This is a genomic window from Pseudomonas sp. NPDC086566, assembly GCF_050280885.1.
In the GTDB taxonomy this organism is placed as follows: Bacteria; Pseudomonadota; Gammaproteobacteria; order Pseudomonadales; family Pseudomonadaceae; genus Aquipseudomonas; species Aquipseudomonas vlassakiae.
The window spans coordinates 385,373-408,485 of record NZ_JBNNWD010000005.1 but is presented as its reverse complement, the minus strand read 5'-3'; the positions used below and the strand labels follow the sequence as shown (position 1 = coordinate 408,485).

Sequence of the window (23,113 nt, the reverse complement as noted above, 5' to 3'; positions counted from 1 at the left end):
CGCGAAGAGGCCGGGCCATTCAGTCGAGCAGCTCGCGGGGTACATCATGCTTGGCCAGCAGCTGGCACTGCTGGCTCTCCGGGTCGAACAGGATGAACGCCTGGCCCTTGGCCAACGCCTGGCGCACCCGCAGCACGCGGGTCTCCAGCGGGGTATCGTCACCGTTATCGGTACCGTCGCGGGTGACGAAGTCTTCGATCAGGCGGGTCAGGGTTTCAGCTTGCAGTTGGTCGTAGGGGATCAGCATGGGCAGCGCACAGTCGTGTTCATGATGGTCTGCATGCTACGCGATTCCACGGCCATCAGCTTTTGTTTCCTACCAGGCTGTCCACGGCCGGCACCCGGGTGTCGCTCTCCATCTGTGCATCGTGCTCCAGCTGGTGGCTGAAGCGCTCCAGCGAGGCATTGGCCGGTTGCGAGTCGCTGGCAAACACGGGTGGGCTGAGCAGGTAGGCCGAAAGCAGGCGGCTGAGCGCGGCCAGGCTGTCGATATGGGTACGTTCGTAGCCATGGGTGGCATCGCAGCCGAACGCCACCAGCGCGGTGCGGATGTCATGCCCGGCGGTGACGGCCGAGTGGGCATCGCTGAAGTAGTAGCGGAACAGGTCGCGGCGCACCGGCACGTCCTGGTCGCCGGCCAGCTTCAGCAGGTGGCGGGACAGGTGGTAATCGTACGGTCCGGAAGAATCCTGCATGGCCACGCTCACCGCATGCTCGCTGGAGGCCTGGCCGGGGGCGACCGGGGCGATGTCGATGCCGACGAACTCGCTGACGTCCCAGGGCAGGGCAGCGGCGGCGCCGGAGCCGGTTTCCTCGGTGATGGTGAACAGCGGGTGGCAGTCGATCAGTGGCTGGCGGCCGCTTTCCACCACCGCCTTGAGTGCGGCCAGGAGCGCGGCCACGCCGGCCTTGTCGTCCAGATGGCGAGCGCTGATGTGGCCGCTTTCGGTGAATTCCGGCAGCGGGTCGAAGGCAACGAAGTCACCGATGGCGATGCCCAGTGCTTCACAGTCGGCGCGGGTGGTGCAGTAGGCATCCAGGCGTACCTCGACGTGTTCCCAGCTGATTGGCATCTGGTCGACCGCGGTGTTGAAGGCATGCCCGCTGGCCATCAGTGGCAGCACACTGCCACGGAACACGCCGGTATCGGTGAACACGCTGACCCGGCTGCCCTCGGCGAAGCGGCTTGACCAGCAGCCCACCGGCGCCAGGGCCAGGCGGCCGTTGTCCTGCAACTGGCGCACGCTGGCGCCGATGGTGTCGAGGTGGGCCGAGACGGCGCGGTCAGGCGAGCTTTGCCGGCCCTTGAGGGTGGCGCGGATAGTGCCGCGGCGGGTCAGTTCGAAGGGGATGCCCAGTTCGTCCAGGCGTTCGGCCACGTAGCGCACGATGGTGTCGGTAAAACCGGTCGGGCTGGGGATGGCGAGCATCTCCAGCAGGACGCGCTTCATGTAATCGAGGTCGGGTTCGGGGATTCGATCGGACATGGATTCCTCGTTTCCTGTGCTGGCCTCTTCGCGGCTGAAGCCGCTCCTACAGGTACTGCGACGCTTTCAGGGGGGGTGAAATCCCTGTGGGAGCGGGTTTACCCGCGAAGAGGGCATTGATGTGTTACGCCAAAGGCCGGCTATGCGGGAACAGCAAATCGACAAACCGCTCGGCCGTCGGCTGCGGCTCATGATTGGCCAGCCCGGCCCGCTCGTTGGCTTCGATGATCACGTATTCCGGCTGCTCGGCATCGCGGACCATGAAGTCCAGGCCCACCACCGGGATTTCCAGCGCCCGTGCCGCACGCACCGCAGCATCGGCCAGCACCGGGTGCAGGCGGTCGGTGACGTCTTCCAAAGTGCCACCGGTATGCAGGTTGGCCGTGCGCCGCACCGCCAGGCGCTGGCCGGCGGGCAGCACATCGTCATAGGCATGCCCGGCACTGTGCAGGGTACGCTCGGTCTCGTCGTCCAGCGGGATGCGGCTTTCGCCACCGGTCGCCGCCTGGCGCCGACGGCTCTGCGCCTCGATCAGCTGACGAATGCTGTGCTTGCCGTCACCGATCACCTGGGCCGGGTGGCGAATCGCTGCGGCTACCACCTCATAGCCGATCACCAGGACGCGCAGGTCGCTGCCGGCATGGAAGCTCTCCAACAGCACCCGGCTGTCGAAGCGGCGGGCGCTTTCCACGGCCTGTGTCACTTCTTCGATGCTGGTGAGATTGACCGCCACCCCCTGGCCCTGCTCGCCATCCACAGGCTTGACCACCACCGCGCCGTGCTCGTCGAGAAACGCCAGGTTGTCGTCGGCATTGCCGGCCAGCTGCTGCGCCGGCACCTGCAGCCCGGCGTTGCGCAGGGCATGCTGGGTAAGGCGTTTGTCCTGGCACAAGGTCATGGTCACGGCGCTGGTCAGGTCGCTCAGCGACTCGCGGCAGCGAATCCGGCGCCCGCCCAGGCTGAGGGTGAACAGGCCGGCAGCGGCATCGTCGACGTGCACCTCGATACCGCGGCGCAACGCCTCGTCGACGATGATGCGGGCATAAGGATTCAGGCCAGCTTCTGGGCCGGGCCCGAGAAACAGCTGCTGGTTGATGCCATTCTTGCGCTTGACCGCGAAGGTCGGCAGGTTGCGGAAACCGAGTTTCTCGTACAGGCGCTTGGCCTGGTGGTTGTCGTGCAGCACCGACAGGTCGAGGTAGGCCAGGCCGCGGCTCATGAAATGCTCGACCAAGTGGCGCACCAGCACCTCGCCAACCCCCGGACGGGTGCACTGAGGGTCCACGGCCAGGCACCACAGGCTGCTGCCGTGTTCGGGATCGTCGAACGCCTTGCTGTGGTTCAGGCCCATGACACTGCCGATCACCGCGCCGTTGTCCTCATCCTCGGCCAGCCAGTACACCGGGCCTCCAAGGTGGCGGGGGGTGACCCGCTCGGGGTCGACCGGCAGCATACCGCGCGCCTGGTACAGGGTATTGATCGCCTGCCAGTCGCTGGGGTTTTGCGCCCGGCGCACCCGGAAGCCACGGAACACCCGTTGTGCCGGGCGGTAGTCGGTGAACCACAGGCGCAAGGTGTCGGAGGGGTCGAGAAACAGTTGCTGGGGTGCTTGGGCCAGCAACTGCTGGGGGGCAGCCACGTACAGGGCGATGTCGCGCTCGCCGGGGCGCTCCTCCTGCAAGGCGGCGGCCAGGCTGGCTGGGTCCGGGTAGGTGTGGCCGATCAGCAGACGCCCCCAACCGCAGTGCAGTACACGCGGCTGGTCGTGGGGCTCGCTGCCGTCGCCAGCCAGGCGCGCCTGCAAACGTTCGTAGGACGGCGGCTGGCCGCGCAGAAGGCGCTGACCGTAGGCGATTTCGTGGGTTTTCATCGGTCAGATTCCTTGTTCGCTGAGCCACAGGTTCAGGGCTGCCAGCTGCCACAGTTTGGAGCCGCGCAGCGGGGTGAGCTGGCCGTGCGGGTTGCTCAGCAGGCGGTCGAGCATGGCCGGGTTGAACAGGCCACGGTCCTGGCTTGGGTCGGTCAGCAGGTCGCGCACCCAGCCGAGCGTTGCGCCTTCCAGATGCTTGAGGCCCGGCACCGGGAAGTAGCCTTTCTTGCGGTCGATCACCTCGTGGGGGATCACCCGCCGTGCGGCTTGCTTGAGCACCTGCTTGCCGCCGTCGGGCAGCTTGAAGCGTGCCGGAATGCGCGCCGACAGTTCGACCAGGCGATAGTCGAGGAACGGCGTGCGCGCCTCCAGGCCCCAGGCCATGGTCATGTTGTCGACCCGTTTGACCGGGTCGTCGACCAGCATCACCGTACTGTCCAGGCGTAAGGCCTTGTCCACCGCTTCAGGGGCGCCGGGGCGGGCGAAGTGCTCGCGGACGAAGTCGCCGGCCGCGTCGGTCTCCAGCAGCCAAGGGGCCTGGACCGTGTCGCGGTACTCGTCATGGCTGCGGTCGAAGAAGGCGTCGCGGTAGGCGGCGAAGGCATCCTCGGCACCGTTCACCTTCGGGTACCAGTGGTAGCCGGCGAACAGTTCGTCGGCGCCCTGGCCGCTCTGCACGCCCTTGCAGTGCTTGGCCACTTCCCGCGACAGCAGGTAGAAGGCGATGCAGTCGTGGCTGACCATCGGTTCGCTCATGGCACGGAAGGCCGCGGGCAACTGCTCGATGACCTCGTGCTCGGCGATGCGCAACTGGTGGTGGCGGGTGCCGTAATGCTTGGCGATCAGGTCGGAATACTGGAACTCGTCACCGCGTTCTCCGCCGGCATCCTCGAAGCCGATGGAGAAGGTCGACAGGTCGTCCACGCCGACCTCGCGCAACAGGCCGACCAGCAGGCTGGAATCGACACCGCCAGAGAGCAGCACGCCGACGTCCACGGCGGCGCGCTGGCGGATGGCCACGGCGTCGCGGGTGGCGTCGAGCACGCGGGTGGTCCAGCCTTCCAGGTCGAGGTCGCGCTCGTCCGGGTTGGGGCCGTAGTGCAGTTGCCACCAGGTCTGGCGCTCGACCTCGCCGTGGCGGTCGACGCGCATCCAGGTCCCGGGCTCGAGCTTCTGCACATTGGCCAGCAACGTGCGCGGTGCAGGCACCACGGCGTGGAAGTTGAGGTAATGGTTGAGCGCTACCGGGTCGATCATCGGGTCGATGTCGCCACCCTTGAGCAGCGCCGGCAGGGTCGAAGCGAAGCGCAGGCGCTCGCCGTTGCGCGACAGGTACAGCGGTTTGACGCCCAGGCGGTCACGGGCCAGGAACAGGCGCTGGCTGTCACGCTCCCAGATGGCCAGGGCGAACATGCCGTTGAGCTTGGGCAGCAAGGCCGCGCCCCAGGCGTGGTAGCCCTTGAGTAGCACTTCGGTATCGCCGTCGGACCAGAAACTGTAGCCCAGCGCCTGCAGCTCCTGGCGCAGCTCGGGGAAGTTGTAGATGGCGCCGTTGAAGGCCAGTGACAGGCCCAGGGTGTTGTCGACCATCGGCTGCGCCGAACCGTCGGACAGGTCCATGATCTTCAGGCGGCGGTGGCCGAGGGCGATCGGGCCTTGGCTATGGAAGCCCCAGGCGTCGGGGCCACGGGGCGCCAGGTGGTGGGTTATGCGCTCTACCGCAGCCAGGTCGGCTGGGCGAGGGGCTTGGTCGATGGGGGTGAAACGCAACTCTCCTGCTAATCCGCACATAGGTCCTTACCGGTTTTTCCGTTGGGGAATGAGTGCCCCGGATTAGGGCACCCTGTAAGGAACTGACCTGTGCGGTTTGTGGGAGTTTTAGATCAATCTGTTATAAGCAAGGGCCGCACAGCGGCCCCCAGTGTTTCATTTTCCGCGAATCAGCTTGCGCAGGATGAACCGGTTCGGATGGCAGGCCTCGGCCACCACCCGTGGCAACGGCAGCGGTTCGCCACTGGCCCAGGCCGCAATCAGCTCGCCACTCAACGGCGCGGTGATCAACCCTCGCGATCCATGCCCAGTGTTCACATACAGCCCGTCCAGCCACGGGCACTCCACCTCCGGCACCTGCCGCGCATCCTTGCCGAGCACGGCATACGCCTCGGCAAACAGCGCCGGGTCAGCTACCGGCCCGACAATCGGCAGGTAATCCGGACTGGTACACCGAAACGCTGCCCGGCCCTGCAGTCGCTCGGCGTCTAGTGCCGCCGCGCCCAGTCGTGAGGCCAGGTCGGTGGAAATCTCATCCAGCAACGCCAAGTTGCCTTGGTGCTCGGCAACGGTCGGTGTCAGGTCATCATTGTGGAAGTCGAAACTGGCGCCCAAGGTGTGCTCATCCCCCCGGGGCGGTGCGACGTAGCCATCGGCACAGACCACGGTGCGCAAGGCACGGCTGGCTTCAGTGGCGGGCAGGCGCGTGATCTGCCCGCGAATGCGCTTGAGCGGCAATTGCGCGCAAGGCGCGAAGCGGCGCACATCGGCGGCCCCGGCCAGTACCACCAGCGGCGCGCTGGCCAGCAAACGCTCGCCATCCCAGGCCTGCCAGAGGCCGTCGGCCTTGCGCAGCTCGACCACGTCCTGATGGAGTTGAACGCGAATGTTCGGGTGCTGCAGCTGCGCCTGGCACAACGCGGGCGGGTGTACCCAGCCACTCTCCGGGTAGAACAGGCCGCCCGCAGGCAGCGCCACCCCGGCAATCGCTTCGGCATCAGCCTGCCCCAGCGCCCGCAGCAGACTGCTGTCGAACGCCTCGGCAAGTTTGGCCTGGCGCTCGCCTTCCTGGCTGTCGAAGGCCAGCTGCAGCACACCGCAGGCGTCCCAATCGCTGCCACGCTGCAACCGTTCGAGCTGGCGCCGGGTAAAGCCGAAACCGGCCAGGATCATCTGCGACAAGGCGGTGCCATGGGCGGACAACTTCAGGTACAGCACACCCTGCGGGTTGCCGGAGGCCTCCTGCGCGGGCGCCGCGTGGCGCTCCAGCACCGTGACCTGCCAGCCGCGTGCGGCCAGGCTGGCGGCGCTGGCACTGCCCGCCAGGCCGGCACCGATCACCAGTGCCTGGCGCGGGCCTGCCACAGGGGCGGGGCGGGCGTACCAGGGCGCGGCGATGGCCGGCGATGGATGCCCGGTGTATTCGCCACTCATCACCTCCCACTTCTTGCCGATGCCTGGGATTTTCTTCATGGTGAAGCCAGCATCGATCAGCCCGCGGCGTACCCAGCCGGTGGTGGTGAAGGTACCCAGCGCGGTGCCGGGGTGGGCCAGCCGGGCCAATTGGGCGAACAGCTCGGGGGTCCACATGTCAGGGTTCTTCGCGGGGGCAAAGCCGTCGAGGAACCACACGTCGATGCTGGCGTCGAGCTGCGGCAGTTGCGCCAGTACGTCGCCGATCAGCAGGGTCAGGGTGACCCGGCCGTTGTCGAAACTGAACTGCTGGAAGCCTGGGTGTACCGCCACGTATTGCGCCAGGAAGGGTTCGGTGAAGGCCGCCATCTCCGGCCACAGGCGCGCGGCGCGGGCCATGTCGTCGCGGCCGAGCGGGTACTTCTCGACGCTGATGAAATGCAAGCGCGCATCGGCATGGGCCTGTTCGGTGAACAGCTGCCAGGCGCAGAAGAAGTTCATGCCGGTACCGAAGCCGGTCTCGCCGATCACCAGGCAACCGTGTGGGGCCAGGGCGGCGAAGCGCTGCGCCAGGCGGGTCTGTTCGAGGAACACGTAGCGGGTTTCGTCGGTGCCTTCATTCTTGGAGAAATAGACGTCGTCGTACTGCCGCGAGTGGGGGCGGCCCTGGTCGTCCCAGTCGATCTGGGCATGCTGGAGGAGGGTGGACATGGTTGGCTCGGTTGCAGCGGATGTGCGGATTTTATGCCATCTGCCGGGTTTGCGCAGGCGCTACGCAAATCCGCTAGTCTTGCTTATCCAATGAAGGAGCCAGTGCATGTTTGAATCCGCAGAAATCGGTCACAGCATCGACAAGGAAACCTACGACGCAGAAGTGCCTGCCTTGCGCGAAGCGCTGCTTGAGGCGCAGTACGAACTCAAGCAGCAGGCGCGCTTCCCGGTGATCGTGCTGATCAATGGCATCGAAGGCGCCGGCAAGGGCGAAACGGTCAAGCTGCTCAACGAGTGGATGGACCCGCGCATGATCGACGTGCTCACCTTCGACCAGCAGACCGATGAAGAACTGGCCCGGCCACCGGCCTGGCGTTACTGGCGGGCGTTGCCACCCAAAGGGCGGATGGGCGTGTTCTTCGGCAACTGGTACAGCCAGATGTTGCAGGGGCGGGTCCATGGCCAGTTCAAGGACGCCGTGCTCGACCAGGCCATCACCGGTGCCGAACGGCTTGAACAGATGCTCTGCGACGAAGGCGCACTGATCATCAAGTTCTGGTTCCACCTGTCCAAGAAGCAGATGAAGGCGCGCCTGAAATCGCTCAAGGACGACCCGCTGCACAGCTGGAAGATCAGCCCGCTGGACTGGCAGCAGTCGGAAACCTACGACCGTTTCGTGCGCTTCGGCGAACGCGTGCTGCGCCGCACCAGCCGCGACTACGCGCCGTGGCATATCGTCGAAGGCGTCGACCCGAACTACCGCAGCCTGGCGGTGGGGCGCATCCTGCTGGAAAGCCTGCAGGCGGCGCTGGCCAACAACCCCAAGGGCAAGCACCAGGGTAACGTCGCCCCGCTGGGCCGGAGCATCGATCAGCGCAGCCTGCTCGGTGCCCTGGACCTGAGCGTGCGTTTGGACAAGCAAGACTATCAGGAGCAGCTGGTCACCGAGCAAGCCCGCCTGGCCGGCCTGCTGCGCGACAAGCGCATGCGCCGGCATGCCCTGGTGGCGGTGTTCGAAGGCAACGATGCTGCCGGCAAGGGCGGCGCCATCCGCCGGGTGGCGGCCGCGCTGGACCCACGCCAGTACCGCATCGTGCCGATTGCCGCGCCCACCGAAGAAGAGCGTGCGCAGCCATACCTGTGGCGGTTCTGGCGGCACATCCCGGCGCGCGGCAAGTTCACCATCTTCGACCGCTCCTGGTACGGCCGGGTGCTGGTGGAGCGGGTGGAGGGCTTCTGCACCCCGGCCGACTGGATGCGTGCCTACAGCGAAATCAATGACTTCGAAGAGCAACTGGTGAATGCCGGCGTGGTGGTGGTCAAGTTCTGGCTGGCGATCGACCAGCAGACCCAGCTGGAGCGCTTTGAAGAGCGCGAGCAGATCCCGTTCAAGCGCTACAAGATCACCGAAGACGACTGGCGCAACCGCGACAAATGGGACGATTACGCCCAGGCCGTGGGCGACATGGTCGACCGCACCAGCAGCGAGATCGCACCGTGGACGCTTGTCGAAGCCAACGACAAGCGCTGGGCGCGGGTGAAGGTGCTGCGCACGATCAACCAAGCCCTGGAGGCAGCGTTCGCCAAGGACAAGAAATAGCCAGGCATGCCGCCGTGGAATGACCCGATGAATTTATTTCCCGGCATTTTCCTCCGGCGCGGTGCTCCAAGCCCTTAGAATCCGGTTACCCCCACCAAGGGCACATTCGAGGACTGTATGCACACAACTTCCGGCCGTTGGGGCTACGGCCTGTTTCTGGCACTGCTGACCGCGCTGCTCTGGGGCATCCTGCCGATCAAGCTCAAGCAGGTGCTGCAGGTGGTCGACCCGATGACCGTCACCTGGTATCGCCTGCTGGTCTCCGGCGGCGTGCTGTTCGCCTGGCTGGCCGCCCAGCGGCGCCTGCCATCGCTGCGCAAGCTGGCGCCCAAAGGCAGGGCCCTGGTCGTGGTCGCCGTGTTCGGCTTGATGGGCAACTATGTGTTGTACCTGATCGGTCTGAACCTGCTGAGCCCGGGCACTGCCCAGCTGGTGGTGCAGATCGGCCCGGTGCTGTTGCTGGTGGCCAGCGTGTTCGTGTTCAAGGAGCGCTTCAGCCTGGGCCAGGGCATTGGCCTGCTGGTGCTGTTGTTCGGTTTCGGCTTGTTCTTCAATCAGCGCCTGGAAGAGCTGCTGACCTCGCTGGGCACTTACACCACGGGTGTCCTGACCATTCTCCTGGCCACCAGCATCTGGGTGTTCTATGCCCTGAGCCAGAAGCAGCTGCTGACGGTGTGGCATTCGCAGCAGGTGATGATGGTCATCTACCTGAGTTGTGCGGCGCTGCTGACGCCTTGGGTGCATCCACTGGAGGCGCTGCAATTGAGCCCGGTGCAGGGGTGGCTGTTGCTGGCCTGTTGCCTGAACACCCTGGTGGCCTATGGCGCGTTTGCCGAGGCGTTGGCGCATTGGGAGGCGTCGCGTGTGAGTGCCACGCTGGCGCTGACACCGTTGGTGACCTTTGTCGCGGTGGCGCTGGCGGCCATGGTGTGGCCTGAGTACGTGCACGCCGAAGACATCAACACCCTGGGCTATATAGGTGCGGTGACGGTGGTGGCGGGGTCGACCCTGGTGGCGCTGGGGCCATCGCTGGTGGCCGGGTGGCGGGCCAGAAGGGCACGACTGGCTTGAATTGCAGGGTTGCCTGTGCCGGCCTCTTCGCGCCGAACCGCCGCGAAGAGGCCGGCACAGGCTTTACATCAATCAGCCCTTGCCACCGGGCGCCAGCATGTTCTCTGGCCTTACCCACTGGTCGAACTGCTCGTTGGTCAGGTACTTCAACTCCAGCGCCGCCTCACGCAAGGTCTTGCCTTCGCTGTAGGCCTTCTTGGCTATCTCCGCCGCCTTGTCATAGCCAATGTGCGGGTTCAGCGCCGTCACCAGCATCAGGCCGCGCTCCAGATGCGCCGCCATCTGCTCGGCATCCGGCTCGATCCCGGCCACACAATGCTGCTGGAAGTTACGGCAGCCATCGGCCAGCAGCTCGATCGATTGCAGCAGGTTGTGAATGATCACCGGCTTGAACACGTTCAGTTGCAGATGACCCTGGCTGGCGGCAAAGCCGATTGCCGCGTCGTTGCCCAATACTTGGCAGGCCAGCATCGACAGCGCCTCGCACTGGGTCGGGTTGACCTTGCCGGGCATGATCGAGCTGCCTGGCTCGTTGGCCGGCAGGCGCACTTCGGCCAGCCCGGCTCGCGGGCCGGAACCGAGCAGGCGCAGGTCGTTGGCAATCTTCATCAGCGCCACCGCCAGGGTCTTCAGCGCACCGGCCAGGCTGGTCAGCGGTTCATGGCCGGCAAGGGCGGCGAACTTGTTCGGGGCGGTGACGAAGGGCAGGCCGGAGAGGGCGGCCAGCTCGGCGGCCACGGCCTCGGCAAAACCATGCGGAGCGTTCAGCCCGGTGCCGACGGCGGTGCCGCCCTGCGCCAGCTCGCACACCGCCGGCAAGGTGGCGCGGATGGCGCGCTGGGCGTAGTCGAGCTGGGCGACGAAGGCCGACACCTCCTGGCCGAAGGTGATCGGCGTGGCGTCCATCATGTGCGTGCGGCCGGTCTTGACCAGCTTGCCGTGGCGCGCCGACAGCTCGGCCAGGCCCGACGACAGCTCGGCGATCGCCGGCAGCAGCTTGTCGTGTACCGCCTGGGCGGCGGCGATGTGCATGGCGGTGGGGAAACAGTCGTTGGAGCTCTGCGAGCGGTTGACGTGATCGTTGGGATGGACTGGCGCCTTGCCGCCACGGCCTTTGCCGGCCAGCTCGTTGGCGCGCCCGGCGATCACCTCGTTGACGTTCATGTTGCTCTGGGTGCCGCTGCCGGTCTGCCAGACCACCAGCGGGAACTGGTCGTCATGTTCGCCATCGAGCACTTCGTCGGCGGCTTGTTCGATCAGCCGGGCGATGTCGGCGGGCAGGTCGCCATTGCGGTCGTTGACCCGCGCGGCGGCTTTCTTGATCAGCGCCAGGGCGTGCAGCACCGCGAGCGGCATGCGTTCCTTGCCAATGGCAAAGTTGATCAGCGAGCGCTGGGTCTGCGCGCCCCAGTAGGCGTCCTCAGGAACTTCGACCGGGCCCAGGCTGTCTGTCTCGATACGGCTCATGCTGCGTTCACTCCTTGTCAGTCAGAATCAGCAGTTTAGGCCCTCATGCGTGCGAGCGGTTCATTCGCTCGTCGTGCCACTTGAGCGCTGCGCCCTTGCGGGAGCAGAATGCTCTTCTCTGAGGTACCGCCTCCCCCTCCTGAAGGAAATGCAATGACCCGTCTCCGTGTCCTCTGTGCTGCCGTCGCCCTGGCTTGTGCCAGCGGCCAGGTACTCGCTGCCACCGCCAGCCACAATGCTGCCGCCGAGAAATTCCTGACCCTGGCCAATGCCGACAAGCTGGGCACTCCGGTGTACATGCAGGTCCAGCAGATGTTCGCCCAGCGTTTCGCCCAGACCAAGGCGCCGGCCTCCAAGCAGCCGGTGCTCGAGAGCTACCAGGCCAAGGCCAACGCTGCCCTGGACAACGCCATCGGCTGGAACAAGCTGAAGCCGAAGATGGTTGACCTGTACACCCAGACCTTCACCGAGCAGGAGCTCAAGGACCTGGTCAAGTTCTACGAGTCGCCGCTGGGCAAGAAAGTCCTGCGTGAAATGCCCAAGGTCACCCAGCAGTCCGCCCAGCTGACCCAGACCAGCCTGGAACCGGCGGTGCCTGTGGTCAACAAGCTGCTCGACGACATGACCAAGGAGCTGGACCCGAACGCTGGCAAGGCCGCAGCCCCGGCCAAGAAGTGAGTCACACCCAATGAGCATGCAGCACCGCATCGAGCAGCAACTGGCCGCGCTGGCCCCGCAACACCTTGAAGTGCACAACGAAAGCCACATGCACAGCCGTGGCCAGGAAACCCACTACAAGGCAGTGATCGTCAGCGAGCAGTTCGCCGGGCTCAACAGCGTCAAGCGCCACCAGAAGGTCTACGCCACCATGGGCGAGCTGATGGGCGAGATCCACGCCCTGGCGATTCACACCTACACGGCCGAAGAGTGGGCCAAGGTGGGTGTGGCACCTGCCTCACCGGTGTGTGCTGGCGGCGGGCACTGAATCCTTTCCGGCATTCTGTTAGACTGCACCACGCGCCGCTTGCCGGCGCGTTTTTATTTGTCATTCCGGTCCGCCCCTTACGAGGGTGACCACCTGGAGAACCGATTTCATGTCCCAAGCTATCGTCGTGGCGGCGCTGTACAAGTTCGTCACCCTGGAAGACTACGTCGAGCTGCGAGAGCCGCTGCTCAAGACCATGCTCGACAACGGCGTCAAAGGCACCTTGCTGCTGGCCCATGAAGGCATCAACGGCACCGTTTCGGCCACGCGCGAGGGCATCGACGGCTTGCTCGCCTGGCTGCGCAACGACCCGCGCCTGGCTGATGTCGACCATAAGGAATCCTACTGCGACGAGCAGCCGTTCTACCGCACCAAGGTCAAGCTCAAGAAAGAGATCGTCACCCTCGGCGTGCCGGGCGTCGACCCGAACCAGGCCGTCGGCACCTATGTCGAGCCCAAGGACTGGAACGCCCTGATCAGCGACCCGGAAGTGTTGCTGATCGATACCCGCAACGACTACGAAGTGGCCATCGGCACCTTCAAGGGCGCCATCGACCCGAAGACCGAGACCTTCCGCGAATTCCCAGAGTACATCAAGGCCAACTTCGACCCAAGCAAGCACAAGAAGGTCGCGATGTTCTGCACCGGCGGCATCCGTTGCGAAAAAGCGTCCAGCTATATGCTCGGTGAAGGCTTCGAGGAGGTCTATCATCTTAAAGGTGGCATCCTGAAATACTTCGAGGAAGTGCCTCAGGAAGAGAGCCTCTGGGACGGCGACTGCTTCGTCTTCGACAACCGCGTCACGGTGCGCCATGACCTGAGCGAAGGCGAGTACGACCAGTGCCATGCCTGCCGCCACCCGGTCGATGCCAAGGACCGCGAATCGGAGCACTATTCGCCAGGCGTGAGCTGCCCGCATTGCTGGGACACCCTGAGCGAAAAGACCCGCCGCAGCGCCATCGACCGGCAGAAGCAGATCGAGCTGGCCAAGGCCCGCAACCAGCCGCACCCGATTGGTTACAACTACAAAGCCGAGGCTTGAACCATGACCGCCCGCCTGATCTATGTGATGGACCCGATGTGCTCCTGGTGCTGGGGTTTCGCACCAGTGGCTGCGGCCCTGATCGCACAGGCCGCCGAGGCGGGCGTCAGTACCCGCCTGGTGCCGGGCGGCCTGCGCACAGGCGGCAGCGCGCTGGATGGTTCGACCCGCAAGTACATCCTAGAGCACTGGCAGGCGGTGGCCGAGGCCACCGGGCAGCCGTTCCGTTTCGATGGCGCCATGCCTGACGGCTTTGTCTACGACACCGAGCCTGCCTGCCGCGCCCTGGTCACGGCCCGCGAGCTGGATGCCGAGCGTGTCTGGCCGCTGCTGGGGCTGATCCAGCGCGCTTTCTACGAGCAGGGCGTGGATGTCACTCGCGCCCCGCAACTGGTCGAACTGGCCGAACAGGCCGGCTTCGACCGCGAGCGTTTCGCCCAGCAGTTCACCAGCCATGACATTCGCGCCGCCACCAGCGCGGACTTCAGCTGGGTGCAGGACCTTGGCATCGCCGGCTTCCCGACCCTGCTGGCTGAGCGCAACGGCCAGCTGGCACTGCTGACCAACGGCTACCAGCCGCTGGACAGCCTGCAACCGCTGCTTGGCCGCTGGCTACAGCAGGCCGTCTGTGCTTGATCTGCCAGGGTCGCCCGACCCTGTGCCAGGGAAGCCCGCCGCTGTGTCCGATCGCCTGAGCTGGGCGGAAATCCGTCGCCTGGCCCTGCATCACAAGAAAAACCTCTGGACCGCCAACCTGGTCGCCGTACTGGCAGCCTGCTGTGCCGTGCCGATCCCGTTGCTGTTGCCGTTGCTGGTTGACGAAGTGCTGCTCGGGCACGGCGATGCCGCGCTGAAATGGATGAACCACCTGCTGCCAAGCGCCTGGCAGGTGGCGGCCGGCTACATCGGCCTGATGCTGGTGGCCACCTTGTGCCTGCGCCTGGCGGCGCTGGCCTTCAACGTGGTGCAGGCCAAGCTGTTCGCCGGCTTGGCCAAGGACATCGTCTACCGTTTGCGCATTCGCCTGATCGAGCGCCTCAAGCGCATCTCGCTGAAGGAATATGAAAGCCTCGGCAGCGGCACCGTGACCACGCACCTGGTCACTGACCTGGATACCCTCGACAAGTTTGTCGGCGAGACCTTGAGCCGCTTCCTGGTGGCCATGCTGACCCTCACCGGCACGGCGGCGATCCTGATCTGGATGCACTGGAAACTGGCGTTGCTGATCCTGTTGTTCAACCCGCTGGTGATCTACTTCACCGTGCAGTTGGGCAAACGCGTCAAGCACCTGAAGAAACTCGAGAACGACAGCACCTCGCGCTTTACCCAGGCGTTGTCGGAGACCCTGGATGCCATCCAGGAAATCCGTGCCGGCAACCGCCAGGGCTATTTCCTCGGCCGCCTTGGCCTGCGGGCCCGTGAAGTGCGCGACTATGCCGTGGAATCGCAATGGAAGAGCGATGCCAGCGGCCGCGCCAGTGGTCTGCTGTTCCAGTTCGGTATCGATATCTTCCGTGCGGCGGCGATGCTGACCGTGCTGTTTTCCGACCTGTCGATCGGCCAGATGCTGGCGGTGTTCAGCTACCTGTGGTTCATGATCGGCCCGGTGGAACAGCTGCTCAACCTGCAATATGCCTACTACGCCGCCGGCGGTGCGCTGAGCCGGCTCAATGAGCTGCTGTCGCGGGCCGACGAGCCGCAGTACCCGGCGTCCTGTGACCCGTTCAGCGGCCGCGAGACGGTGGGTATCGAGGTGCGCGACCTGCGCTTTGCCTATGCCGACGAGCCGGTGCTGGACCAGCTGAACCTGGCCATTGCCCCCGGTGAGAAGGTGGCCATCGTCGGTGCCAGTGGGGGCGGCAAGAGTACCCTGGTGCAGTTGCTGCTGGGCCTGTACAGCGCGCAGGCCGGGACCATCCGCTTTGGCGGTGCCAGCCTGCAGGAAATCGGCCTTGAGACCCTGCGCGAGAATGTCGCGGTGGTGCTGCAGCACCCCTCGCTGTTCAACGACAGCGTGCGCGCCAACCTGACCATGGGCCGCGAATGCACTGACGACGCGTGCTGGCAGGCACTGCGCATCGCCCAGCTCGACGCCACCATTGCCGCCCTGCCGCAAGGGCTGGACAGCGTGGTCGGCCGCTCGGGTGTGCGCTTGTCCGGTGGCCAGCGCCAGCGCCTGGCGATCGCCCGCATGGTCCTGGCCGAGCCCAAGGTAGTGATTCTCGATGAAGCCACCTCGGCGCTGGATGCTGCCACCGAGTACAACCTGCACCAGGCATTGGCGCGCTTCCTCAATGGCCGGACCACGCTGATCATCGCGCACCGCTTGTCGGCGGTGAAACAGGCCGACCGCGTGCTGGTATTCGACGGTGGCCATGTGGCCGAGGATGGCGACCATCAGCAGCTGATTGCCGAGGGTGGGTTGTATGCCAAGCTGTATGGGCATCTGCAGCAGACCTGACGGCTTGGGTTTTGTGGTGGGGCGCTCGATTTATCAGGCGCCGACCATCCCTCGGCGAACTCCCCCCAAAATTCCCCTCCACTCAGATGGCAAATGGCCTACGCTGTGCTTGTCTGGGTTGATTCAAAGTCTTATCTGCTCTGCGACAGGGACTAAATGAAGGGAAATCGCACACAAGAAGCGCCTAGGTTGGCAGGTATCATCTGGCCCTTCATCGCCGTTGTCGTGTTCCAGGTGTTGCTGGGTAGCCTCAGCCTTTATGCGTTGTCGGCGGTGCGTGCCTACGTCGCCGGTGAAAGCCTTTGGTCCAAGGCGCAGAAAGACGCCATCTATTACCTCAACCTGTATGCCGATGACCGCGACGAGCGTACCTATCAGCGCTATCGCCAGGTCATGACGGTGCCCCAGGGCGACCACGAACTGCGTGAATTGCTCGACCAGGCCAGCCCGGACCTGGAAGGTGCCCGTCAGGCTGTGCTGCAGGGGGGCAACCACCCGGACGATGTCGACCGGATCATCTGGTTCTACCGTAATTTCCGCCAGGTCAGCTACATGCAGACGGCGATCGATTACTGGAACATCGGCGATGATTACCTGATCAAGCTCGATATGCTGGCCAGCGAAATGCACGCCGGTTTTGCTGCGGGGCAGGTCAGCGCTGCCCAGCTCGACAACTGGAAAGCCCGCATCGTCGCGATCAACGAAGGCGTCACGCCGGCCGCCAAGGCATTCAGCGATGCGTTGGGCGAAGGCTCGCGGATGCTGCTGCGGGTGCTGCTGGTCACCAACCTGCTGACTGCGCTGTTCCTCATCACCTTTGCCTGGCGCCGTTCGAGCAAGCTGCTGGCCCAGCGCCAGGCCTTCGCCAATGCCCTGCGGGAGGAGAAGGAACGGGCGCAGATTACCCTCGAGGCGATTGGTGACGCGGTGATCACCGCCGATGTGGAGGGCAATATCGGCTACATGAACCCCGCTGCCGAGCAGTTGACCCACTGGCAATCCGGGCAGGCCCTGGGGCTACCGTTGGGGGCGCTGTTCAGCCTGCTCGACGAGCAGGAGGAGGGTGAAGGCAGCACGCTGGTCGAACAGGTGCTCAGCGGCAGCCTCAAGGGCGGCGCCGAGCATGCCCGGCTGATCCAGCGTCTTGATGGCAGCACGGTCTCGGTCAACCTGGTCGGCTCGCCGATCATCAACAACGACCAGGTGGCGGGCATCGTGCTGGTGCTGCACGACATGACCCAGGAACGCCAGTACATCGCCAACCTGTCGTGGCAAGCCACCCATGATGCCTTGACTGGCCTGGCCAACCGTCGCGAATTCGAATACCGCCTGGAACAGGCGCTCAATAGCCTGGTGCGTCAGGCCGGGCGACATTCCCTGATGTTCCTCGACCTCGACCAGTTCAAGCTGGTCAACGACACCAGTGGCCATGCGGCGGGCGACGAGCTGCTCAGGCACATTTGCGCGGTGCTGCAGTCAGGGTTGCGCGAAGGCGACACCCTGGCGCGCCTGGGCGGTGATGAATTTGGCGTGCTGCTGGAAAATTGCCCGTCCGAACAGTCCGAGCGCATCGCCGAGAACTTGCGCCAGGCTGTGCAGAGCCTGCACTTCGTGTGGAAGGGCAGGCCGTTCGTGACCACTGTCAGTATCGGCCTGGTGCACATCGCGCAGGTGCCGGGCACACTGGAGGCCTCGTTGCGAGCTGCCGACATGGCCTGCTACATGGCCAAGGAAAAGGGCCGTAACCGGGTACAGGTATACCACGCCGACGACAGCGAGCTGTCCATGCGCTTTGGCGAGATGGCCTGGATCCAGCGCCTGCACGTGGCCCTGGAGGAGAACCGCTTCTGCCTCTATTGCCAGGAAATCGCCGCGCTGAAAGACATCGAGGGTCCGGGCCATATCGAGATACTGCTGCGCCTGCATGACGAAAGCGGGCGCACCATCCTCCCCGACAGTTTCATCCCGGCCGCCGAGCGCTATGGCCTGATGACGGCGCTGGACCGCTGGGTGGTGCGCAACGTGTTCCAGGTCATCCGCCAATGCCTGGATGAAGGGCGTGAGGGGCCGCTGGCCATGTGCGCGATAAACCTTTCGGGAACGAGCATCGGCGACGACAAGTTCCTCGAGTATCTGCAGCGGTTGTTCGTCGAATATGCCATTCCGCCGCGCATGATCTGCTTCGAGATCACCGAGACCAGTGCCATCGCCAACCTGGGCAGTGCAATCCGCTTCATCAATGAATTGAAGGGGCTGGGTTGCAAGTTCTCGCTGGATGACTTCTGTGCCGGGATGTCGTCATTTGCCTATTTGAAACATTTACCTGTCGACTTCTTGAAGATCGACGGAAGTTTTGTCAAAGATATGCTCGACGACCCGGTCAATCGTGCCATGGTCGAGGTGATCAATCACATCGGCCACGTCATGGGCAAGCGGACCATCGCCGAGTTCGTCGAAACACCGTTGATCGAGCAGGCCTTGCAGGAGATCGGCGTGGATTACGCCCAGGGCTATCTGATTGAACGACCGCAGGTGTTCACCTGCGACAGTCTGCAGCGCCAACGGATTGCTGCGCGGCCCTTGCTGCATCGGGCGCCAGGTACTTTTCGCTGAACACGTCCGCTAAATCACAAGGATCAAGGAGCTGAAAGTGATGGATGCATTCGTACGTATCGGGCCCTTGATGGACCCGGCCAGTTACCCCCTGTGGGCCCAGCAGCTGATCGAGGATTGCCGCGAAAGCAAGCGCCGGGTGGTCGAACATGAGTTCTACCAGCGTCTGCGTGATGGCCAGCTGCGCCAGTCGACCATTCGCCAGTACCTGATCGGTGGCTGGCCGGTGGTCGAACAGTTTTCCCTGTACATGGCCCATAACCTGACCAAGACCCGCTATGCCCGCCACCCTGGCGAAGACATGGCGCGGCGTTGGCTGATGCGCAATATACGCGTCGAGCTCAACCATGCCGATTACTGGGTCAACTGGTGCCATGCCCATGGCGTGCACCTGCACGAGCTGCAAGCGCAGGAGGTACCGCCAGAGCTGAACGGGCTGAACGACTGGTGCTGGCGGGTGTGCACCACCGAATCGCTGGCGATTGCCATGGCGGCGACCAACTACGCGATCGAAGGGGCGACAGGCGAGTGGTCGGCGGTGGTCTGCGCTGAGGACACCTACGCCATGGGTTTCCCGGAGGATCAGCGCAAGCGGGCGATGAAATGGTTGAAGATGCATGCCCAGTACGATGACGCACACCCGTGGGAAGCGCTGGAGATCATCTGCACGCTGGCGGGCGAGAACCCGACCCTGGGGCTGCGCACCGAGCTGCGCAGGGCCATTTGCAAGAGCTATGACTGCATGTACCTGTTCCTGGAGCGGTGCATGCAACTGGAAGGGCGCCAGCAAGGGCGCCTGCGCCCGGCCTTGGCTGCTGGTTGAGGACCATTGGGGCTGCTGCGCAGCCCTTTCGCGGCACAAGGCCGCTCCCACAGGTACAGCGCAACCGGCAATGATTGCGCTGTACCTGTGGGAGCGGCCTTGTGCCGCGAAAGGGCCGCAAAGCGGCCCCGGCAATCTCGAGCCTTACTGCGCGTTCAGCGCCTGCCCGTTCACGTCTTTGCTATCTGGCCCCATCAGGTACAGATAGACCGGCATGATCTCTTCCGGTAGTGGGTTGTTCTGCGGATTCTCGCTCGGATACGCCTGGGCCCGCATCGCCGTGCGCGTCGCGCCGGGGTTGATGCTGTTGGAGCGCACTGGCGCCACGCCTTCCAGCTCGTCGGCCAGGGTCTGCATCAGCCCTTCGGTGGCGAACTTCGACACCCCGTAGGCACCCCAGTAGGCCCGGCCCTTGCGCCCGACGCTGCTGGAGGTGAACACCACCGAGGCATCTTCAGACAACTTGAGCAATGGCAACAAGGTGCTGGTGAGCATGAAGGTGGCGTTGACGTTGATGTGCATCACGCGCATGAAGTTGTCGCCCGACAGCTGCTCCAGCGGCGTGCGCGGGCCGATGATCGAGGCGTTGTTGAGCAGGCCGTCGAGGCGGCCGAACTGCTCCTCGATCATCACCGCCAGCTCGTCGTACTGATGGGGCAGGGCGGTTTCCAGGTTGAACGGGATCACCACGGGCTGCGGGTGGCCGGCGGCCTCGATCTGGTCGTAGACCTCGTTGAGGTTGGCCTCGGTCTTGCCCAGCAGCAGCACGGTAGCGCCCACGGCGGCGTAGGCCTTGGCAGCAGCTGCGCCGATGCCGCGGCCGGCGCCGGTGACCAGGATGACGCGGCCGGCGAGCAGGCCGGGGCGGGCGGTGTAGTCGAACATTGAATATTCCCTATCTCTATGGGCTGACGCGGGCCCTGTGGGAGCGGGCTTGCCCGCGAAGCAGGCGCCGCGGTGCATGGCACGGGCGCCCGTGTTCGCGGGGCAAGCCCGCTCCCACAGGGTGTGGCTGTCGTCAGTCGTTACGAGTCAGCAGCCGCACAGGGCGCTGTCGATCACCTTGCGCAGTTCCAGCGGGTGGTCCACCACCACATCGGCGCCCCAGTTGTTCGGGTTGTCCTCTGGATGAATATAGCCATAGCGCACCGCCGCCGTGCGGGTGCCGGCGTCGCGACCGGACTCGATGTCGCGCAGGTCGTCGCCGACGAACAGCACGCTGGCAGGGTCCAGATCCAGCGTCTTGCAGGCGAGGATCAGCGGTTCCGGGTCGGGTTTGCTGTTCTTCACGTGGTCCGGGCAGATCAGCAGCGCAGAACGCTCGGCCAGGCCCAGTTGCTGCATGATCGGCTCGGCGAAGCGCACCGGCTTGTTGGTTACCACGCCCCACAGCAAGTTGCCCTTTTCGATGTCGGCCAGCAGCTCGCCCATGCCGTCGAACAGCTTGCTGTGCACGGCGCAGTCGCGCTGGTAGCGCTCGAGGAATTCCAGGCGCAGGGCCTCGAAGCCTTCGGCCTCGGGGTCCATGGCGAAGGTGGCCGCAACCATGGCGCGGGCGCCGCCGGAAATCACGTCGCGGATCCGTTGGTCATCGATGGCCGGCAGGCCGCGCTCGGCGAGCATGGCCTGGCAGATGGCGATGAAGTCCGGCGCCGTGTCGAGCAGGGTGCCGTCCATGTCGAAGAGTACTGCTCGCAAACGCATGGTCATTCCTCGCGCAGGGTCTGGATCATGTAGTTGACGTCAACGTCGCTGCTGAGCTTGTAGTGCTTGGTCAGCGGGTTGTAGGTCAGGCCGATGATGTCCTTGACCTCGAGGCCGGCGACACGGCTCCAGGCGCCGAGCTCGGACGGGCGGATGAACTTCTTGAAGTCGTGGGTGCCGCGCGGCAGCATCTTGAGGATGTACTCGGCGCCGACGATGGCCAGCAGGTAGGCCTTCGGGTTGCGGTTGATGGTCGAGAAGAACACCTGGCCACCGGGCTTGACCATGCGGTAGCAGGCGCGGATTACCGACGAAGGGTCGGGTACGTGCTCGAGCATTTCCAGGCAGGTGACCACGTCGAACTGTTCGGGCATCTCTTCGGCCAGGGCCTCGGCGGTGATCTGCCGGTATTCGACCTCGACGCCTGATTCCAGCTGATGCAGCTGGGCGACCGCCAGCGGTGCTTCACCCATGTCGATGCCGGTGACGGAGGCGCCGCGCAAGGCCATGGCCTCGCTGAGGATGCCACCGCCGCAGCCGACGTCCAGCACCTTCTTGCCCGCCAGGCCGACGCGCTCGTCGATCCAGTTGACGCGCAGCGGGTTGATGTCGTGCAGCGGCTTGAACTCGCTTTCACGGTCCCACCAGCGGTGGGCCAAGGCTTCGAACTTGGCGATTTCGGCGTGGTCGACGTTGCTCATTGAACAATCCTCTGGAACTTGCACTTCAAATGGGGCGCAGTATACCCGAGCGTCTGCGGCCGAGGGTCGCTATAATCGCCGGCTTTTGATATCCGAACGACGGGGAGAGGCAATGCGCGAGCGACTTTTGGCGGCGGAGAAGGTGACCGGGATGCGCTGGCAAGGCGGCGCCCTGCACCTGCTCGACCAGCGCCTGCTGCCGTCGGAAGAACGCTGGCTGACCTGCGACAATGTCGCGCAGGTGGCAGCGGCGATCCGCGACATGGCCGTGCGTGGTGCCGCCGCCATCGGAATTGCTGCCGCCTATGGTCTGGTCCTTGCCCTGGAAGAGCGCCTGGCTCAGGGGGGTGATTGGGAAATGGACCTGGAAGAGGACTTCCTCAGCCTGGCCGAAGCCCGGCCCACCGCGGCCAACCTGTTCTGGGCGCTGAACCGCATGCGTGAGCGCCTGCTGCGGGTGCGTGGCACCGAAGACGTGCTGGCCGCCCTGGAAGCCGAAGCGATCGCCATCCATGAAAGTGACCGCGAAGCCAACCTGACCATGGCCCAGCACGGTATCGAGCTGATCCGGCGCCATCAGGGCAACGAGCAGGCCTTGCTGACCTACGGCAATGCCGGCGCCCTGGCCAGTGGTGGTATCGGCACGGCGCTCGGGGTGATTCGCGCCGGTCATCTGGAGGGGATGGTCGAGCGGGTGTATGCCGGTGAGACCCGACCTTGGCTGCAGGGCTCGCGCCTGACGGCCTGGGAGCTGGCCAACGAGGGCATTCCGGTGACGCTGTGTGCCGATTCGGCGCTGGCCCACCTGATGAAGACCAAGGGCATCACCTGGGTGGTGGTGGGCGCCGACTGCATCGCCGCCAATGGCGATGTGGCGAGCAAGATCGGCACTTACCAGCTGGCCGTCAGTGCCATGCATCACGGCGTGCGCTTCATGGTGGTGGCGCCCAGCACCAGCATCGACCTCAACCTGGCCACCGGCGAGGACATTCCGCTGGAGGAGCGTGAGGCCGATGAGTTGCTGGACTACGCCGGTACCCGTGTGGCGCCGCCGGTAGAGGCGTTCAACCCGGTATTCGACGTGACCCCGGCCGACCTGGTCGACGTGATCGTCACCGAACGCGGCATCGTCGAACGGCCGGATACTGCCAAACTGGCGCAGTTGATGTGTCGCAAGCGGTTGCATTGATTTTCTCCTGTGCCGGCCCTTTCGCGGGTAAACCCGCGAAAGGGCCGGCACAGGTGATGAAATTCTCAAGATTCACACCGGCTTGAAGCAACCTGCCATATCTCCCCACCGCCCCGCCTTTGTGATAACATCCGGCAGTTTCCAAGACCGCCCACGAAGGCGGCCTTCATTGCGCAGATCCATGCAACAACTCATTGATTTGTCGT

19 protein-coding genes are annotated in these 23,113 nt (G+C 64.8%); 10 read left to right on the top strand and 9 right to left on the bottom strand.

What is annotated here, in order from left to right; genetic code table 11:
* Window positions 1-19 precede the first annotated feature (19 nt).
* The 5 genes from ACQKPS_RS14240 to mnmC form a co-directional block, all read right to left on the bottom strand.
* On the bottom strand, window positions 20-247 hold the full coding sequence (locus tag ACQKPS_RS14240) for a YheU family protein (protein WP_013971435.1): 228 nt from the start codon (window positions 245-247) through the stop codon (window positions 20-22).
* 55 nt (window positions 248-302) lie between these two features.
* Entirely contained in the window at window positions 303-1,487 is a 1,185-nt protein-coding gene (locus tag ACQKPS_RS14235; protein ID WP_254481025.1) for an osmoprotectant NAGGN system M42 family peptidase, read from the bottom strand.
* 124 nt (window positions 1,488-1,611) lie between these two features.
* Window positions 1,612-3,357 (bottom strand): N-acetylglutaminylglutamine synthetase, encoded by a 1,746-nt coding sequence (gene ngg / locus ACQKPS_RS14230; RefSeq protein WP_427604536.1) that lies wholly within the window; start codon window positions 3,355-3,357, stop codon window positions 1,612-1,614.
* A 3-nt stretch (window positions 3,358-3,360) separates the two neighbouring features.
* The gene (locus ACQKPS_RS14225) at window positions 3,361-5,148 is read right to left on the bottom strand and encodes an N-acetylglutaminylglutamine amidotransferase (RefSeq protein ID WP_254481023.1); all 1,788 of its coding nucleotides are present in this window, start codon (window positions 5,146-5,148) and stop codon (window positions 3,361-3,363) included.
* A 135-nt stretch (window positions 5,149-5,283) separates the two neighbouring features.
* A complete protein-coding gene (mnmC, locus tag ACQKPS_RS14220) occupies window positions 5,284-7,251 on the bottom strand; it encodes a bifunctional tRNA (5-methylaminomethyl-2-thiouridine)(34)-methyltransferase MnmD/FAD-dependent 5-carboxymethylaminomethyl-2-thiouridine(34) oxidoreductase MnmC (protein WP_254481022.1) in 1,968 nt (655 codons plus the stop codon).
* Between the two features lie 106 nt (window positions 7,252-7,357).
* Between mnmC and pap the strand changes: the two genes are divergently transcribed.
* Both pap and ACQKPS_RS14210 read left to right on the top strand, forming a co-directional pair.
* Window positions 7,358-8,851, top strand: coding sequence for a polyphosphate:AMP phosphotransferase (gene pap, locus ACQKPS_RS14215; protein WP_254481021.1), 1,494 nt, complete (start codon window positions 7,358-7,360; stop codon window positions 8,849-8,851).
* 117 nt (window positions 8,852-8,968) lie between these two features.
* Entirely contained in the window at window positions 8,969-9,922 is a 954-nt protein-coding gene (locus tag ACQKPS_RS14210; RefSeq protein ID WP_427604533.1) for a DMT family transporter, read from the top strand.
* A 72-nt stretch (window positions 9,923-9,994) separates the two neighbouring features.
* Here the strand turns inward: ACQKPS_RS14210 and ACQKPS_RS14205 are convergent, their stop codons facing one another.
* Entirely contained in the window at window positions 9,995-11,389 is a 1,395-nt protein-coding gene (locus ACQKPS_RS14205) for a class II fumarate hydratase (protein ID WP_254481019.1), read from the bottom strand.
* A gap of 153 nt (window positions 11,390-11,542) precedes the next feature.
* Between ACQKPS_RS14205 and ACQKPS_RS14200 the strand changes: the two genes are divergently transcribed.
* The 7 genes from ACQKPS_RS14200 to ACQKPS_RS14170 all read left to right on the top strand — a co-directional run bounded on the left by ACQKPS_RS14200 (window position 11,543) and on the right by ACQKPS_RS14170 (window position 19,313).
* Window positions 11,543-12,067 carry a DUF2059 domain-containing protein gene (locus ACQKPS_RS14200; RefSeq protein ID WP_027918170.1) on the top strand — a complete coding sequence of 175 codons (525 nt, stop codon included), beginning with the start codon at window positions 11,543-11,545 and terminating at the stop codon, window positions 12,065-12,067.
* A gap of 10 nt (window positions 12,068-12,077) precedes the next feature.
* A complete protein-coding gene (locus ACQKPS_RS14195) occupies window positions 12,078-12,374 on the top strand; it encodes a BolA family protein (RefSeq protein ID WP_176507390.1) in 297 nt (98 codons plus the stop codon).
* Window positions 12,375-12,483: 109 nt separating this feature from the next.
* Window positions 12,484-13,416: a rhodanese-related sulfurtransferase gene (locus ACQKPS_RS14190; protein WP_054886396.1), complete on the top strand. Its 933-nt coding sequence runs from the start codon at window positions 12,484-12,486 to the stop codon at window positions 13,414-13,416.
* A gap of 3 nt (window positions 13,417-13,419) precedes the next feature.
* The gene (locus ACQKPS_RS14185; protein ID WP_176507388.1) at window positions 13,420-14,052 is read left to right on the top strand and encodes a DsbA family protein; all 633 of its coding nucleotides are present in this window, start codon (window positions 13,420-13,422) and stop codon (window positions 14,050-14,052) included.
* Complete coding sequence (locus tag ACQKPS_RS14180; RefSeq protein WP_427604530.1) at window positions 14,045-15,877, top strand: ABC transporter ATP-binding protein; 1,833 nt, start codon at window positions 14,045-14,047, stop codon at window positions 15,875-15,877. Before ACQKPS_RS14185 ends, ACQKPS_RS14180 begins: the two co-directional genes overlap by 8 nt.
* 156 nt (window positions 15,878-16,033) lie before the next feature.
* Window positions 16,034-18,490: an EAL domain-containing protein gene (locus ACQKPS_RS14175; protein WP_427604528.1), complete on the top strand. Its 2,457-nt coding sequence runs from the start codon at window positions 16,034-16,036 to the stop codon at window positions 18,488-18,490.
* A gap of 37 nt (window positions 18,491-18,527) precedes the next feature.
* Entirely contained in the window at window positions 18,528-19,313 is a 786-nt protein-coding gene (locus ACQKPS_RS14170) for a TenA family transcriptional regulator (RefSeq protein ID WP_313201775.1), read from the top strand.
* 144 nt (window positions 19,314-19,457) lie between these two features.
* Here the strand turns inward: ACQKPS_RS14170 and ACQKPS_RS14165 are convergent, their stop codons facing one another.
* The 3 genes from ACQKPS_RS14165 to ubiG form a co-directional block, all read right to left on the bottom strand.
* On the bottom strand, window positions 19,458-20,198 hold the full coding sequence (locus tag ACQKPS_RS14165; RefSeq protein ID WP_427604526.1) for a YciK family oxidoreductase: 741 nt from the start codon (window positions 20,196-20,198) through the stop codon (window positions 19,458-19,460).
* Between the two features lie 147 nt (window positions 20,199-20,345).
* Complete coding sequence (mupP, locus tag ACQKPS_RS14160; RefSeq protein ID WP_054887174.1) at window positions 20,346-21,017, bottom strand: N-acetylmuramic acid 6-phosphate phosphatase MupP; 672 nt, start codon at window positions 21,015-21,017, stop codon at window positions 20,346-20,348.
* A 2-nt stretch (window positions 21,018-21,019) separates the two neighbouring features.
* Window positions 21,020-21,718, bottom strand: a complete 699-nt coding sequence (gene ubiG / locus ACQKPS_RS14155; protein WP_085675431.1) for a bifunctional 2-polyprenyl-6-hydroxyphenol methylase/3-demethylubiquinol 3-O-methyltransferase UbiG — start codon at window positions 21,716-21,718, stop codon at window positions 21,020-21,022.
* 112 nt (window positions 21,719-21,830) lie between these two features.
* Here ubiG and mtnA point away from each other — a divergent pair, with 112 nt between their 5' ends.
* On the top strand, window positions 21,831-22,907 hold the full coding sequence (gene mtnA, locus ACQKPS_RS14150; protein WP_254481013.1) for an S-methyl-5-thioribose-1-phosphate isomerase: 1,077 nt from the start codon (window positions 21,831-21,833) through the stop codon (window positions 22,905-22,907).
* Window positions 22,908-23,113 lie beyond the last annotated feature (206 nt).

What these genes read in the sequence shown, in the direction of transcription:
- ACQKPS_RS14235 (WP_254481025.1), bottom strand. Translation starts at nt 1,487, where the DNA reads ATGTCCGATCGAATCCCCGAACCCGACCTCGATTACATGAAGCGCGTC.
- ACQKPS_RS14210 (WP_427604533.1), top strand. Translation starts at nt 8,969, where the DNA reads ATGCACACAACTTCCGGCCGTTGGGGCTACGGCCTGTTTCTGGCACTG.
- ACQKPS_RS14225 (WP_254481023.1), bottom strand. Translation starts at nt 5,148, where the DNA reads ATGTGCGGATTAGCAGGAGAGTTGCGTTTCACCCCCATCGACCAAGCC.
- ubiG (WP_085675431.1), bottom strand. Translation starts at nt 21,718, where the DNA reads ATGAGCAACGTCGACCACGCCGAAATCGCCAAGTTCGAAGCCTTGGCC.
- mnmC (WP_254481022.1), bottom strand. Translation starts at nt 7,251, where the DNA reads ATGTCCACCCTCCTCCAGCATGCCCAGATCGACTGGGACGACCAGGGC.
- ACQKPS_RS14190 (WP_054886396.1), top strand. Translation starts at nt 12,484, where the DNA reads ATGTCCCAAGCTATCGTCGTGGCGGCGCTGTACAAGTTCGTCACCCTG.
- ACQKPS_RS14200 (WP_027918170.1), top strand. Translation starts at nt 11,543, where the DNA reads ATGACCCGTCTCCGTGTCCTCTGTGCTGCCGTCGCCCTGGCTTGTGCC.
- ACQKPS_RS14195 (WP_176507390.1), top strand. Translation starts at nt 12,078, where the DNA reads ATGAGCATGCAGCACCGCATCGAGCAGCAACTGGCCGCGCTGGCCCCG.
- mtnA (WP_254481013.1), top strand. Translation starts at nt 21,831, where the DNA reads ATGCGCGAGCGACTTTTGGCGGCGGAGAAGGTGACCGGGATGCGCTGG.
- ACQKPS_RS14175 (WP_427604528.1), top strand. Translation starts at nt 16,034, where the DNA reads ATGAAGGGAAATCGCACACAAGAAGCGCCTAGGTTGGCAGGTATCATC.
- ngg (WP_427604536.1), bottom strand. Translation starts at nt 3,357, where the DNA reads ATGAAAACCCACGAAATCGCCTACGGTCAGCGCCTTCTGCGCGGCCAG.
- ACQKPS_RS14205 (WP_254481019.1), bottom strand. Translation starts at nt 11,389, where the DNA reads ATGAGCCGTATCGAGACAGACAGCCTGGGCCCGGTCGAAGTTCCTGAG.
- ACQKPS_RS14240 (WP_013971435.1), bottom strand. Translation starts at nt 247, where the DNA reads ATGCTGATCCCCTACGACCAACTGCAAGCTGAAACCCTGACCCGCCTG.
- mupP (WP_054887174.1), bottom strand. Translation starts at nt 21,017, where the DNA reads ATGCGTTTGCGAGCAGTACTCTTCGACATGGACGGCACCCTGCTCGAC.
- ACQKPS_RS14165 (WP_427604526.1), bottom strand. Translation starts at nt 20,198, where the DNA reads ATGTTCGACTACACCGCCCGCCCCGGCCTGCTCGCCGGCCGCGTCATC.
- pap (WP_254481021.1), top strand. Translation starts at nt 7,358, where the DNA reads ATGTTTGAATCCGCAGAAATCGGTCACAGCATCGACAAGGAAACCTAC.
- ACQKPS_RS14185 (WP_176507388.1), top strand. Translation starts at nt 13,420, where the DNA reads ATGACCGCCCGCCTGATCTATGTGATGGACCCGATGTGCTCCTGGTGC.